At 37.0% G+C, this 13,920-nt stretch carries 12 protein-coding genes and 2 tRNA genes; 7 read left to right on the forward strand and 7 right to left on the reverse strand.

Going from position 1 to position 13,920, the window contains the following annotated elements:
- Positions 1-13: 13 nt before the first annotated feature.
- A complete protein-coding gene (locus L1275_RS03180) occupies positions 14-967 on the reverse strand; it encodes a GSCFA domain-containing protein (RefSeq protein WP_253469625.1) in 954 nt (317 codons plus the stop codon).
- A 75-nt stretch (positions 968-1,042) separates the two neighbouring features.
- The gene (alaS, locus tag L1275_RS03185; protein WP_253469628.1) at positions 1,043-3,670 is read right to left on the reverse strand and encodes an alanine--tRNA ligase; all 2,628 of its coding nucleotides are present in this window, start codon (positions 3,668-3,670) and stop codon (positions 1,043-1,045) included.
- A gap of 308 nt (positions 3,671-3,978) precedes the next feature.
- Here alaS and L1275_RS03190 point away from each other — a divergent pair, with 308 nt between their 5' ends.
- The 5 genes from L1275_RS03190 to L1275_RS03210 are packed head-to-tail and all read left to right on the forward strand — an operon-like array spanning position 3,979 to position 7,162.
- Positions 3,979-4,956, forward strand: coding sequence for a M23 family metallopeptidase (locus L1275_RS03190; RefSeq protein ID WP_253469630.1), 978 nt, complete (start codon positions 3,979-3,981; stop codon positions 4,954-4,956).
- Positions 4,956-5,285 carry a MerR family transcriptional regulator gene (locus tag L1275_RS03195; RefSeq protein WP_253469633.1) on the forward strand — a complete coding sequence of 110 codons (330 nt, stop codon included), beginning with the start codon at positions 4,956-4,958 and terminating at the stop codon, positions 5,283-5,285. Before L1275_RS03190 ends, L1275_RS03195 begins: the two co-directional genes overlap by 1 nt.
- Positions 5,286-5,304: 19 nt before the next feature.
- Positions 5,305-5,895, forward strand: coding sequence for a LemA family protein (locus tag L1275_RS03200; RefSeq protein ID WP_253469636.1), 591 nt, complete (start codon positions 5,305-5,307; stop codon positions 5,893-5,895).
- Between the two features lie 13 nt (positions 5,896-5,908).
- Positions 5,909-6,346: a TPM domain-containing protein gene (locus tag L1275_RS03205; protein ID WP_253469639.1), complete on the forward strand. Its 438-nt coding sequence runs from the start codon at positions 5,909-5,911 to the stop codon at positions 6,344-6,346.
- On the forward strand, positions 6,347-7,162 hold the full coding sequence (locus L1275_RS03210; protein ID WP_253469642.1) for a YgcG family protein: 816 nt from the start codon (positions 6,347-6,349) through the stop codon (positions 7,160-7,162).
- 89 nt (positions 7,163-7,251) lie between these two features.
- Here the strand turns inward: L1275_RS03210 and L1275_RS03215 are convergent, their stop codons facing one another.
- The 3 genes from L1275_RS03215 to era all read right to left on the reverse strand — a co-directional run bounded on the left by L1275_RS03215 (position 7,252) and on the right by era (position 12,419).
- Positions 7,252-10,044, reverse strand: coding sequence for an outer membrane beta-barrel protein (locus L1275_RS03215; RefSeq protein ID WP_253469645.1), 2,793 nt, complete (start codon positions 10,042-10,044; stop codon positions 7,252-7,254).
- A gap of 67 nt (positions 10,045-10,111) precedes the next feature.
- Entirely contained in the window at positions 10,112-11,416 is a 1,305-nt protein-coding gene (der, locus tag L1275_RS03220; protein ID WP_253469647.1) for a ribosome biogenesis GTPase Der, read from the reverse strand.
- 118 nt (positions 11,417-11,534) lie between these two features.
- A complete protein-coding gene (era, locus tag L1275_RS03225) occupies positions 11,535-12,419 on the reverse strand; it encodes a GTPase Era (RefSeq protein ID WP_253469649.1) in 885 nt (294 codons plus the stop codon).
- Between the two features lie 117 nt (positions 12,420-12,536).
- Here era and L1275_RS03230 point away from each other — a divergent pair.
- A tRNA-Met gene (locus L1275_RS03230) sits at positions 12,537-12,609 on the forward strand.
- Between the two features lie 112 nt (positions 12,610-12,721).
- Positions 12,722-12,794, forward strand: a tRNA-Met gene (locus tag L1275_RS03235).
- Between the two features lie 70 nt (positions 12,795-12,864).
- Here the strand turns inward: L1275_RS03235 and L1275_RS03240 are convergent.
- Together L1275_RS03240 and L1275_RS03245 are read right to left on the reverse strand one after the other, a co-directional pair.
- Positions 12,865-13,479, reverse strand: a complete 615-nt coding sequence (locus L1275_RS03240) for a hypothetical protein (RefSeq protein WP_253469651.1) — start codon at positions 13,477-13,479, stop codon at positions 12,865-12,867.
- Positions 13,466-13,900, reverse strand: a complete 435-nt coding sequence (locus L1275_RS03245) for a sigma-70 family RNA polymerase sigma factor (protein ID WP_253470026.1) — start codon at positions 13,898-13,900, stop codon at positions 13,466-13,468. The genes L1275_RS03240 and L1275_RS03245 overlap by 14 nt, the downstream gene beginning before the upstream one ends.
- Between the last annotated feature and the right edge of the window lie 20 nt (positions 13,901-13,920).

The following is a 13,920-nucleotide window of genomic DNA, read 5'->3' on the forward strand; positions in this document are numbered from 1 at the left end:
ATACAACTCCAATTTATCTAAAACTCATAAAAGGAAACTCATCCAACAAATCATCGATCTTCCCTACTAGCTTGTCAAGAAATATGCCGTGTTTTTCAGATGCTGGATTAAAAGCTCGATGATTCAATCCCTTTTGCACTTCATCCACTTTTTTCATAATCGCAAAGACGCTTGGATCAAATATCGTATGAGCCCACTTGTCCCAAATATAATCAATAGCAACAGCACTTGGATGCAGCATATCCGATCCGTAAAAGCGATAATCTCTCAGTTCATCCATCATAATTTCATAGGCTGGAAAGTAGCATTCTTGACCCGTTTTGCCTTCTAAAAACTGGTGTAAAGCAGCCACTAAAACCGCCTTACTTCTTTGGTTTTCAACAAAACCATCTTTAATATGCCGCACTGGTGAAATGGTATAAATCATATTAATTTTAGGATTCAAAGACAGTATCAAAGCAGAAATATTTTGCAATGACTTTAAAACCTCGTCATAACTCAACATTTTCTTATTAAATTGTCCTTGAGGAATTTTATGACAGTTAGAAACCAAACTACCTGTCTCTTTAAATTGATACACCCAAGCTGTCCCTAAAGTTGTAATCAAGTGAGACGCTTGTTGTATTTCGAATTTCAAGGTTTGCAGCGCAGCATTCAAATGATCTACACAGTCCGATTGATCTAATTGATTCAAATCCGAGTGTGCATCAAAACAACTCCAAACTCCATCTATACAAAAAACATCCTTTTCAGTAAAAACATAATCCGATACTACATATTGCAAAATTTTTTCCATCGCCACTGGATGAAATAGTATCCCAAAAGGATTTGAGGTCACTTGAAACTGGAACTCTTTAAATTTTTGCGCCATATTAACCGCAAAGCACGAACCCAAAGAAATAATCTTTGAATCATAATTAATCTTGCTTTGATAATCAGTAAGGGGGATCTTCGTATAAAATTCCATGTCTAGAATTACATTACATTAATAAAATTTATTAGTAGGATAAAAAAAAGATTCTCTTTCGAGAATCTTTTTTATTTATTTCACATATTCAATAGCCTTAGACAATGCCTCTGCGATTCCATCAGGGTTTTTACCTCCAGCCGTTGCGAAGAACGCTTGTCCACCACCACCACCTTGGATGTACTTTCCTAACTCCCGAACCACTTGTCCAGCATTTAATCCCTTTTCAGTAGCTAATTCCTTAGATATATAACAAGTCAACATAGGTTTCCCCTCTGTAACTGTTGCAAGAACCAAAAATAAATTGGTTTTATCTGAACCTAATTCATAAGCCAAATCCTTCGCACCATTGGCATCCAAATCAACTTGTTTAGCCAAAAACTGAATATCGTTAATCGTTTGAATTTCTGAAGACAATTCTCCTTTTAGTCCTTTCGCTTTTTCACGCAACAACTGCTCCAATTGTTTTTTTAGCTTGGCATTGTCATCTTGTAAGGAAACAACCGCCTTTAAAGTGTCTTGCGGGTTTTTAAGTATGTTTTTCACCTCTCTCAAGGTATCTTCTTGGTCTTTATAAAAAGTTCTTACAGCTTGGTTAGTAATCGCCTCAATTCTACGAATTCCCGCTGCAACAGCACCTTCACTTATGATTTTAAATTGCCAAATATCAGCCGTATTCTGAACGTGGATTCCTCCACAAAGTTCCATACTCGTTCCAAAACGAATGGCACGAACTTCATCACCATATTTTTCTCCAAACAAAGCCATAGCGCCTTCTTCAATAGCTTGGGCAAAAGGAATACTTCTGCGTTCTACTAAAGGCAATTGATCTTGGATTCTATCATTGACAAAATCTTCAACCGCCTTTAACTCCTCCTCAGTCAATTTTGCGAAATGAGAAAAGTCAAAGCGCAGGTAATTTGGAGAAACCAAAGATCCCTTCTGCTCCACATGCGTTCCCAAAATTGTTCTCAAAGCCTGATGCAATAAATGGGTTGCAGAGTGGTTGCTCGCACTTTGTCTTCTCGTTTCCTCATTAACTTGTGCTGTAAAGCTTCCCGTTAAATTCTCAGGTAGTTCTTTGGCGAAGTGAAGAATTAAATTATTTTCTTTTTTTGTATCGATAATCTCAATGGTTTCATTAGCTGAAATCAAAAAGCCTCGATCTCCAACCTGTCCTCCTCCTTCTGGATAGAACGGCGTTTTATCCAAAACCAATTGAAATAACTTTCCGTCTTTTTTACTATCTACCTTTCTAAAACGAGTAATTTTTACCTCATTATTCAACAAATCGTAACCGACAAAGGTTTCTATGTTTCCAGGAATCAAAACCGTCCAATCGTCCGTTGAAACTTCAGATGCAGCTCTCGAGCGACTTTTCTGTTGACTCATCGCCAAATCAAAACCAGCCTCATCCAATTCCAACCCACGCTCTCTCAATATCAAAGCAGTTAAATCTATCGGAAAACCAAATGTATCATACAATTCAAAGGCTTTCGCTCCAGAAATCACGCTAGATTCCGATTGAGCAATAACTTGATCCAACAAATGTAAACCCTGATCTAAGGTTCTCAAGAAAGAGGCTTCCTCTTCTTTAATTACATTCATAACCAATCCCTTTTGAGCTGTGATTTCCGGAAATACACTTCCCATTTGCGAGCTCAAAACCTCTACTAATTGGTAAATAAAAGGCTCTTTTTTATTCAGAAAGGTAAACGCATAACGAATTGCACGACGTAAAATACGACGAATCACATATCCCGCTCCATTATTAGACGGCAATTGCCCGTCTGCTATAGCAAAAGCAACCGCTCGAACGTGATCAGCTATAACTCTAATGGCAATATTTATTTTCTCTTCCTCATCATCCTTAGCCTTAATGGTATATTTCCCCTGAGTCAACTCAGATATTTTCGCAATTAATGGACTAAAAACATCGGTATCATAATTGGATTGTACACCTTGCAAAACCATACATAAACGTTCGAATCCCATACCGGTATCTACGTGTTGTGCAGGCAGTTTTTCCAAGGAGCCGTCTGCTTTACGGTTAAACTCCATAAATACGTTATTCCAAATCTCTACAACCTGCGGATGATCAGCATTAACTAATTCCTTACCAGATATCAAGGCTTTTTCTTCTAGAGAACGAATATCAACATGAATTTCAGAACACGGACCACACGGACCTTGCTCTCCCATTTCCCAAAAATTATCTTTTTTATTACCCAACAAAATTCTATCCTCAGCGATTAAGGATTTCCAGATATCGTAGGCTTCTTGATCAAAAGGCACATTCTCTTCTACACTTCCTTCAAAAACGGTTACATACAGGATGTCTTTAGGAATTTTATAAACCTCCGTTAATAATTCCCAAGCCCAATGAATGGCGTCTTTCTTAAAATAATCTCCAAAACTCCAGTTACCCAGCATTTCAAACATCGTATGATGATAGGTATCAATCCCAACTTCTTCTAAGTCATTATGTTTTCCAGAAACACGAAGACATTTCTGTGTATCGGCAATTCTGTTGCTTTTCGGTATGGCATTTCCTAAAAAATATTCTTTAAACTGGGCCATTCCAGAATTATTGAACATTAAGGTCGGATCATCTTTTAAGACAATCGGTGCCGACGGAACAATAAGATGTCCGCGTTCCTCAAAAAAACTTAAAAACTTTTGACGAATTTCTTGTGATTGCATATCGCGTTTATATTTTTTGTTTAAGGTTTCTCATGAAAAACTCTTGATTACAGTTATTTACTACCACACTCCAGAGTGATTCCAAAGATTGAAACCGGTGATTTTTTATTATTAAATAATTTAGCTCCTATCAAATCCAGATTTATTGGCTTTTTTAAATACTTTTGAGCGTATTAGATATTAAACTAGTATTAAAATGGCTAAATAGAAATACTATCATCAAAACATTTTTTACATTTGTTATCTAATCGACTCGCAAGCATGAAATACAAGGTACTTTAACATGCAAAAATAGCATTTTTTAATATATGTCTAAGGTAAAATATTATTACGATTCCGAAAAACTAGCCTATCAAAAAGTACAACCCAAAAAGCGCAAGCAAATTGGGTTTATTTTGCTATTCATATTCTCATCAGCGATGTTCGGTTTGTTGGGATTAATCATTTTATTGAATACCTCCATCTTTGAAACACCGAGGGATAAAATGCAGGCTCGAGAAATCGAAAACTTCAAAACCAATTACGCCATATTAAATCGAAAGATCGATTTAATCGAGCAAGTGCTTAATGAATTGGAGGTTCGAGACAATTACATCTATAGATCCTATTTCAACACTACTCCTATTCCAAGTGAACAAAGACGTTCCGGATTTGGAGGATACAATCGATATAAAGACCTCGAGGGGTTTAACAATTCAGAACTGGTAAAGAGTACGACAAAAAAAGTAGATCGCATCTTAAAACAAACCGCTATACAATCGCGCTCTTTGGATGACATTATTAATTTAGCCAAAGGGAAAGAAAAACTATTGGCCGCTATTCCGGCTATTCAACCGATAAAAACCGAAGATATGACCCGAGTTGCCTCTGGTTTTGGTTATCGAACCGACCCCTTTACCAAGATCCGCAAGTTTCATGAAGGAATGGATTTTTCTTCTAAGCCCGGAACTCCAGTATATGCAACTGGTGACGGAGAGGTTATTCGCGCGAATAATCAATTGTCTGGCTACGGTAATCTAATCGAAATCAAACACGGTTTTGGTTACCTGACGCGTTATGCCCATTTAAGCAAATACAATGTCAAGGCTGGTCAAAAAATTAAAAGAGGCGATTTAATTGGCTATGTCGGCAATACCGGCCGAAGCGAAGCCCCACATTTACATTACGAAGTACATTATAATAATGAGGTTATGAATCCTCTTAACTTCTACTATGGCTCTATTTCTGCTAAGGAGTTCGAGTTACTTTCACAAGCAGCTAATCATGAAAATCAATCTTTAGACTAATGCATATAGATTTACCCGAAAAACGATATTACAGCATAGGCGAATTAGCCAAAGCGTTTGACGTAAACACCTCACTTTTGCGCTTTTGGGAAAAGGAATTTGATGTTCTCAAACCCAAAAAAAACGCCAAAGGCAATCGCATGTTTACGCCTGAAGATGTAAAAAATTTACGCCTGATCTTTCATTTGGTCAAAGAGCGCGGCTTTACTTTAGATGGCGCCAAAGAGTACATCAAGGCTAAACCGAAAAAATCTCTCGACACTTTCGAAATTATTCGTAAATTAGAAGCAATTAAATCAACTTTGATCCATATTAAAAACGAACTTTAACAAAAAAAACAAACTTCCTATGAAAAAGTGGCTTATCCCCGTAATTATTATTGCTGTCATCGTAATTGGTCTTTACAGCTGGGCAAAAAACATCAACAACACTGCCGTAACCCTTAATGAAAACATTAGAGAGAGTTGGGGAAATGTTGAAACAGCCTATCAAAGAAGAAATGATTTAATCGGAAACTTGGTCAACACTGTCAAAGGTGCTGCTGATTTTGAAAAAAGCACTTTAGAAAGCGTTATTAAAGCACGTTCTGAAGCAACCAAAACGGTTATTGATCCATCTAACATCACTCCAGAACAATTAAAAGAATTCAACCAAGCTCAAAGTGGTGTTTCTTCTGCCCTTTCTAGATTGTTAGTTAGTGTAGAAAGATATCCTGATCTAAAGGCCAATCAAAATTTCTTGAAGTTACAGGATGAATTGGCTAGTACAGAAAATCAAATTCTTACAGCGAGAACCCGTTTTAATGAAAATGTGAAAGTATACAATACTCACGTGAACAGTTTTCCAAATAAAATTTTCGCAGGTATCTTCGGATTTAGCGAAAAAGCGTACTTCGAAGCCGTTGCTGGTGCTGAGAAACCGGTAGAAGTTAAATTTTAATTTAAAGATAAACATGGCACTAGTAGAAGATTTTTTTTCCGATGCTGACGAAGCAGAGATAGTCCAAGCGATTATTAAAGCCGAAGAAAATACTTCGGGAGAAATTCGAGTACACCTAGAAGGGCATACCGACCTACCCGCGTTTGACCGAGCGAAAGAAGTTTTCTATGATTTAAACATGGATAAAACAGCAGAGAGAAACGGCGTACTATTCTATTTAGCTGTAGAAGACAAATCCTTCGTCATCATTGGTGACGAAGGAATCCATAAAAAAGTCGAGGCTGATTTTTGGGACTGTATAAAAGATACGGTAATCCATCATTTTAAAATCTCGGACTTTAAAACCGGATTAATTGAAGGTATTCTTAGATCAGGTGAAAAACTCAAAGCTTTTTTTCCCTATCAAAAAGATGACATCAACGAACTTCCAAATGAAATATCAAAAGGATAAATGAAAAATTTTTTTCAAAAAGCTTATCAAAGAAGCCTAGTTATTATTATTGTTTTAATCAGCACTCTTGGATATAGTCAATATACGATACCCGAAAAGCCTAAGAAATCAGCAGAGCAAACCACCGTATTTGATTATGCTAAAATTTTAAGTCCCTCTGAAAAAGGCACTCTTGAAAGGAAGTTAATTCATTATTCTGACTCAACCTCTTCACAAATGGTTATTGTTACAATTCCCTCATTAAAAGGAGAGGATATTGCCGTACTAACCACCACCTGGGCTCAAAAGTGGGGTTTGGGAAAAGAGAAAGAAGACAATGGCATACTGATCCTATTAGCACTAAACGAGCGCAAGATACATATTGCTCCGGGCTACGGCGTTGAAGACAGATTAACAGCAGGCGTAGTTGGCCAAATGATTCGAGACATTATCATCCCCGAATTTAAAACGGGCAATTACTACCAGGGTTTAGACAAGGGAACTGATGCTGTAATTGAAATACTAAAAGGCAAATACAAAGGAACTCGACAAGCTAACCCCGACAACGGGGAGAGCATGGGTACCATTATACTAATCATCATTGCAGTGGTATTTCTACTATTTATATTCAGTAGAAAAGGGGGCGGCAAAAACGGCAGAGGTGGAAACGGCGGTCAATTTTCCGGACCGAGCTTAGGAGAAATGATCATACTGAGCAGCCTAGGTCGCGGTGGATTTGGCGGCGGCGGAAGTGGCGGCGGATTTGATGGCGGCGGAATCGGTGGTGGATTCGGCGGCGGCGGATTTTCCGGTGGAGGTGCTGGCGGAAGCTGGTAAAAACAAGGAGTACATAAAAAAGCTGCGGCGATTCCTAGGAATCGTCGCAGCTTTTTTATTTTATCTTATCTCGTATTTTAGTTATCAACTTAGTAACTGCGAACCCTCATATTCGAGGAACCGCCCCTACCTTTTCCACCTCTATTCGGACGCTCACTTTTTGTTTGTTTTCCTCCAAATTGATCAATTTTATAAGTCAACGAAAACATCACATAACGCTTTAATACCGTGTTTTCCGAATCAATAATCATCGTCGGATCTATCGTTCTGGTCGAACTGATATTTTGATTTAATACATCATAGACCTTTACCTTTGCCATAAACTTTTTGTCAAAGAAAGCATAGGACAAACTGGTATTCCACAGATAAAAATCTCTTTTAAATCCAGGCGCAATATTCGAATTATAAGTATACCCAAAATCATTGCCAAAAACCCAATTATCAGGCCAATAGGTTGTAGCTTGTACATTGACGCGATGCGAGAAAGTGGTTGCCGATTCTACAGCGTAATTATCGTACTTTGTTCGGTTAGAAGAATAATTATACGATGGCATAATCGACAGGAAGTCTCCATAATCCCAACTCAGATATACTCTAGGAGAAACGGAGTTTGACAGTGCTTCGTACAATTCACCATCGGTAAACCCCTTGCTGTTGTTCAAAGAATATCGCACATCAAGTCCATAACGAATTTTGTGTTCATCAATGGTATAGGATTTATTCCAGTTACCCCCAATCCAATACGAATAGGCACCTGACAGTTCCCGATAAGTAGTTGTGCGTTTTCTGTTTTCATCGTAAATTGACGAGGTCACGTTCTGGTTATCAAAATAACTTCCTCCCGCATAAACACTATAACCCGATCGACTTGCAAAATCATAATTTCTAAAACTCAAAAACGTACTATGAGATTTATTTGGGCTTAAATCTGGATTCCCTACAATGGTGTTTAACGGGTTTGACACATCTTCAAAATCGAGAACCGCTCTTGCATTAGGCATTTGAACATTATACTGATAAGATCCCCAAAAAGCCAAAGCTTTATTAAAACGATAGTTTAGAAAAGCGTTCATAACAGGTAAAATATATTTTTTCGAAAAATTAATATCCTCCTCTTTATAAATGGCATTAACATCGTATTGCGTAATCGCTAATCCAGGGGTTAAATTCAAAGTGAATTTTGATTTTGCAATTTGAATAGCTGTAGTTGGTCTGATTGTTTTTATTTGTGTATCATAATAATTCGTCAAATCTGTATTAAGACGATCATATCCCTGAGTGATCTCATTAAAGTCAAAAACCTGATCTTCTTGCCCCCCCTTAACCCAATCATACCCCAAACTAAACTCTAAAGACAAGGAATCAACTATAGGTTGTGAAAATTCTAAAGCCAAGCCGTAGTTATCTGCTGTAGTTCGGCTAACATTGTATTGTTTTCTAAAATCATCTTTATCCGTTTCTTGAAAAAACTTTGTTTCTGATTCGTTACGCGTCTGTCCATCGTCAACGGTATTTTGATTCGTTAATGCAACAGTAAAATACTGCCCTTGCCTTTTTAGATTTTTGGTATAGCGAATTTGATTGGAAAAATTGATTCCATTCGAGGAACTGTAGGATGTAGATTTGCTTTCATTTAAACGGTTACCCAATTGATCTTCAGCATACTCATCAGCACTCGACCGAGAAGCACGAAATGACTTTGTGATTTTTGGAGCTATAAACAAGGTTGCTGTAGAATCAATTTTATACTCCACGGAGAAATTCCCATTATGAGACTCACTATTTTGATTCGACACTGCATTTGCATAGGTTGTAAATTGCCCGGAAGGCAACAGATTGATGCGGGTAGATCGATTTTTATTTTCACTATCACTCGAATTGTAAAAGTAGCTACCTGATGTACTTAAATCTTTTATAAACTCGTCAGAATAATTAACTCCTAGCATATTGGATTGTGTGATTCCACCTCCTCCAGAGCCTGAAGCGCCATAACTACCCGTTCTGCTTCTTCCGCCTCCCATATTATCAAATACTTCATCCATTGAGAATCCGGAAGCATTGATATTATTCGAGGAGGCTAATACACTGATCTTTTGCTTGCCCTTAAAATAATTTGCTATAGCACTGCCCTCGTAACGTTTATCAGACCCATATCCTCCCATAAACTTACCGAAAAAACCCTTGTTTTTATCCTCGTCAATCGTCAGATTGATACTGACATTATTGGAACTCGACGCTTTTTTTGTAAACTCTTCTTTCTTGGTTTTAGTATCGGAAACCTGTATTTTATTGATGATTTCAGCTGGTAAATTCTGCAAGGCAATTTTTCCATCTTCGTCAAAAAACGGTTTTCCATTTACGAGAATTTGATTGACCTCTTTACCATTTACAGTGATCTTCTTATCCGCATCGATTTCTACTCCAGGTAATTGTTTGAGCAATTCTTCTACATTGGCATCAGGACGCACTTTAAATGAAGTAGCATTAAACTCAACGGTATCTTTTTTTATTCGGATTGGCGGTATATCGGTAATAATCACCAATTCGTCCAAATCAGTAGTTATACTCTTTATTTGAATTTCAGCTAAATCTAAGTTTGCATTTAGTTCACTCAATTGCTTAACATAATCGGTATAACCCAACATGGAAATCTTTAAAAAAACAGGACGTGTTTGCTTCTTTACCTTTAGATTAAATCCTCCCTTTAGGTTGGTTACCGTATAGTCGATTAATGTAGAGTCTTTTAAAACGGAAAGAAAAACAGTTGCTGCTTCGATGGGTTTTTTATTCTCATCGAGTACATTTCCTTTTAACTCTAAAGTACTTTGTGCGTGACTTAGCCCTGCTATCATCAACGCCAAAAAAAGTATTATTTGTTTCATTTTGGAGCAAAAAAAAATGCGGTTTAATTGAGTAAACAATAACCGCATTTTTTTAATTATATAAAAATTATTTTTGTCTGAAATACAAATCTATCGGAACCCCGTTAAAATCATAGATCTCACGAAGTTTATTTTCGATAAATCGCTTGTAAGGATCCTTAACATATTGAGGCAAATTAGCAAAAAACACAAACTGAGGCGTTGCAGTCGGTAATTGCATACAATATTTAATTTTCACATATTTCCCTTTAAGCGCAGGTGGCGGTGTTTGCTCAATAATTGGCAACATTGTTTCATTAAACTTAGAGGTAGCTATTCTTCTTTTACGCGTTTCAAAAACGTTTACTGCCGTTTCCAAAGCTTTCAATAACCTCTGTTTGGTAATTGTAGAGGTAAAAATAATTGGCACATCAGTAAAAGGCGCAATTTTCTCGCGAATATCTTTTTCGAATTGTACGGTAGTCATGGTTTCTTTCTCAACCAAATCCCACTTATTGATCAAAATAACGATTCCCTTTCTATTCTTCTCTGCCAACCAGAAAATACTTTGATCCTGTCCTTCGAAGCCACGAGTAGCATCAACGATTAAGATACAAACATCACTGTGTTCGATAGCACGAACTGAACGCATTACAGAATAAAATTCCAAATCTTCTTTAACTTTCGCTTTACGTCTGATTCCAGCCGTATCTACTAAGTTAAATTCAAATCCAAAACGGTTGTATCTCGTATCAATAGCATCTCTTGTAGTACCTGCTATATCCGTAACGATATATCGATCTTCTCCAATTAATGCATTGATAAAACTAGATTTTCCTGCATTTGGTCTTCCAACTACAGCAAAACGAGGCAAGGTAACTTCTTCGACTATAGGATTGTCTGGTAAAGCAATTACCAAGGCATCTAATAAATCTCCCGTTCCACTTCCCGTCATTCCAGCAATAGTAAAATACTCCCCTAATCCTAAGTTATAGAATTCGTAAGCATCTTTTTCTCTTTGTCCGTTATCTACCTTATTTACCGCTAGAAAAATGGGTTTAGTAACTTTTCTAAGCAATTTTGCTACTTCTGCGTCCATAGGAGTAATCCCCTCTTCGACATCTACCATAAAGATAATTGCATCAGCTTCATCAATCGCCAATTCTACCTGACGTCTGATTTCTGCTTCAAAAACATCATCCGATCCTTTTATATATCCCCCAGTATCTATTACAGAAAACTCTTTTCCATTCCATTCACTTTTGCCGTAATTTCTATCACGTGTAACTCCACTCACCGAATCCACAATGGCTTCTCTTCTTTGAATCAATCGATTAAAAAAGGTGGATTTTCCTACATTTGGTCTCCCAACTATGGCTACTATATTGTTCATAACTCCTATAAATATTTTGCAAAGGTACTATTTCGACGCGAGATTTCGTTTATTTTTATTTTTCAATTGTGAATAAACTCAATAATACTCTAATAAATCAAAAAAAGTAACGCTTTTGTTATTTTTGATTGTACCCAAAACGACGCAATTGGAACGCACTATTTCTCCAATCTTTATTCACTTTTACAAAGAGTTCAATGTGAACTTGCTTGCCAAAGAACTTTTCTAATTGCTCTCTTGCCATAATTCCCACTTTTTTTATTGCAGCCCCTTTATGTCCAATAATAATTCCCTTTTGACTATCGCGTTCTACCATAATCAACGCTCTAATTCGAATAATTTCTTCATCTTCTAAGAACTCCTCCGTTTCAATCTCTACCGAATAAGGAATTTCCTTATCGTAACACAATAAGATTTTCTCACGTATAATTTCATTGACAAAGAAACGCTCCGGTTTGTCCGTTAAGGCATCCTTTGGATAATAAGCTGGTGATTCTGGCAGCAATTGAATAATGCGTTCAAAAACTTCAGTTACATTGAATTTCTCCAAGGCCGAGATCGGAAAGATCTCTGCATTGGGCACCTTCTCTTGCCAAAGAGCTACCTGTTCTACTAATTGCTCTTGATTCGATAAGTCAATTTTATTAAGCAATAACAATACCGGTATAGACGAGTTGGTTATTCTCTTAAAAAAAGCTTCATCTTTAAGTTCCTTTTCTCCGATCTCCACCATGTACAATAAGATATCCGCATCTTCAAAAGCCGACTTCACAAAATCCATCATCGATTTTTGTAAATCATAAGCGGGCTTAATGATTCCTGGAGTATCCGAAAACATGATTTGAAAATCTTCTCCATTAACAATACCTAGAATCCTATGTCTGGTGGTTTGTGCTTTCGAAGTGATGATAGACAAACGCTCTCCTACGAAGGCATTCATTAGAGTGGATTTTCCGACATTCGGATTACCAATAATATTTACAAAGCCTGCTTTATGTGTCATATGTTATTTATTTACGTTGACAAAGGTAGCTATATCAATCAAATAGAGAAAATAAAAAATAAAGAGCTTTAAATTCTTTTTTAATACAAAAAACGTTGTACATTTGCACTACAAAATCGCGGGATAGAGCAGTAGGCAGCTCGTCGGGCTCATAACCCGAAGGTCACAGGTTCGAGTCCTGTTCCCGCTACTAAGTTACTCCTCATAAAAAAGGATATTTTTATCAAAACGCTCTTAAGAATAAAATCTGAAAATAAATTTTGATAATTCAAAAAATTGCAATACATTTGCACCTCAAACATCGCGGGATAGAGCAGTAGGCAGCTCGTCGGGCTCATAACCCGAAGGTCACAGGTTCGAGTCCTGTTCCCGCTACTAAGTAACCACTCTTTTCAGAGTGGTTTTTTTATGCTTAAAACTTAGACTTTGCAGATCACCAAGTACTTTAATTCTCTTCTTTTAACTCGTCTAATACCGTTTTCAATTGTTTGACATATTTTCCATAATAGAAATTAGTCCATACTTGAATGGCCACAACTATAAGTAGCGTCATAATTAATACCCAAATTACCAACGTAAACTGATCACCAACAGCTATGGTCATCATACTTTTGCCCTGAGCTAAGTTTCGACTTTGAATAAGTACACCAATCCAAACTAACGCAAATGGCAACAAAAGGAAACCAAAAGAATGGTATCGTTCTATATTCAAACGAAGTTCGAAATAAATCTCCATCAATCCATCTTTAGTCCCAGCTCCGTAATTACTGATTTGCTGATAAAATTGTCGGAAACCGAAAAAATAATAGCCCGAAAACACCACCAACATCACATAGGCTACATAGTAGATCATATAAAGCGAAGGATGTATATGAAATATTTGAGGGGAAAATCCTAATATTATTATAGCAACCGACTGAACATAGGTTTCTAGTCTCATGTTACGCTTTAGCCCCTCCAAGGGATGTTGCGCCTTTCTCAATTGCTGTAACTGCCTCGGAATTTGTACATCGTCTGTATTTTCCGCATTCCATGCAGATTTAAAGTTATCCAAGTTCATAATTTGATTTTTTTATAATATTTTGTAATTGATCTTTTGTTCTCGCTAGCTTTACTCGAGCATTCCCTTCACTGATTCCCAGTTGCAATCCAATATCCCGATGTGAAAGTCCTTCCATAAAATAGAATATCAAGGCTTTTTCAACCTGATTTAATTGTTGTACTGCCAGATAAAAAACCTCTAATTGCCGATCTTTTAGGGGATCATAATTTTCGCTAACCGGTTCTCGCACTTTTTCGCTAGAAAAACGATCATTTCTTCGTTTATCCTTTTTGAAATAGGTAATCGCCGTATTAATCGCTACGCGATACATCCAGGTAGAAAAAGCACTGTCTCCTTTAAAGTTAGCATAAGACTTCCACAATTGAATAATAATCTCCTGATGCAAATCTTCGCGATCCTCCAAGTTATCCATGTACATACGAGCCACTTTGTGCAATA

Origin of the sequence: Flavobacterium sp. HSC-61S13, from assembly GCF_024171535.1 — a bacterium.
In the GTDB taxonomy this organism is placed as follows: Bacteria; Bacteroidota; Bacteroidia; order Flavobacteriales; family Flavobacteriaceae; genus Flavobacterium.

Bases quoted from the DNA above. Each gene is read 5' to 3' on its own strand.
- L1275_RS03205 (WP_253469639.1), top strand. From the start codon at position 5,909: ATGGCACTAGTAGAAGATTTTTTTTCCGATGCTGACGAAGCAGAGATA.
- L1275_RS03195 (WP_253469633.1), top strand. From the start codon at position 4,956: ATGCATATAGATTTACCCGAAAAACGATATTACAGCATAGGCGAATTA.
- alaS (WP_253469628.1), bottom strand. From the start codon at position 3,670: ATGCAATCACAAGAAATTCGTCAAAAGTTTTTAAGTTTTTTTGAGGAA.
- L1275_RS03210 (WP_253469642.1), top strand. From the start codon at position 6,347: ATGAAAAATTTTTTTCAAAAAGCTTATCAAAGAAGCCTAGTTATTATT.
- L1275_RS03245 (WP_253470026.1), bottom strand. From the start codon at position 13,900: ATGTACATGGATAACTTGGAGGATCGCGAAGATTTGCATCAGGAGATT.
- der (WP_253469647.1), bottom strand. From the start codon at position 11,416: ATGAACAATATAGTAGCCATAGTTGGGAGACCAAATGTAGGAAAATCC.
- era (WP_253469649.1), bottom strand. From the start codon at position 12,419: ATGACACATAAAGCAGGCTTTGTAAATATTATTGGTAATCCGAATGTC.
- L1275_RS03240 (WP_253469651.1), bottom strand. From the start codon at position 13,479: ATGAACTTGGATAACTTTAAATCTGCATGGAATGCGGAAAATACAGAC.
- L1275_RS03190 (WP_253469630.1), top strand. From the start codon at position 3,979: ATGTCTAAGGTAAAATATTATTACGATTCCGAAAAACTAGCCTATCAA.
- L1275_RS03180 (WP_253469625.1), bottom strand. From the start codon at position 967: ATGGAATTTTATACGAAGATCCCCCTTACTGATTATCAAAGCAAGATT.
- L1275_RS03215 (WP_253469645.1), bottom strand. From the start codon at position 10,044: ATGAAACAAATAATACTTTTTTTGGCGTTGATGATAGCAGGGCTAAGT.
- L1275_RS03200 (WP_253469636.1), top strand. From the start codon at position 5,305: ATGAAAAAGTGGCTTATCCCCGTAATTATTATTGCTGTCATCGTAATT.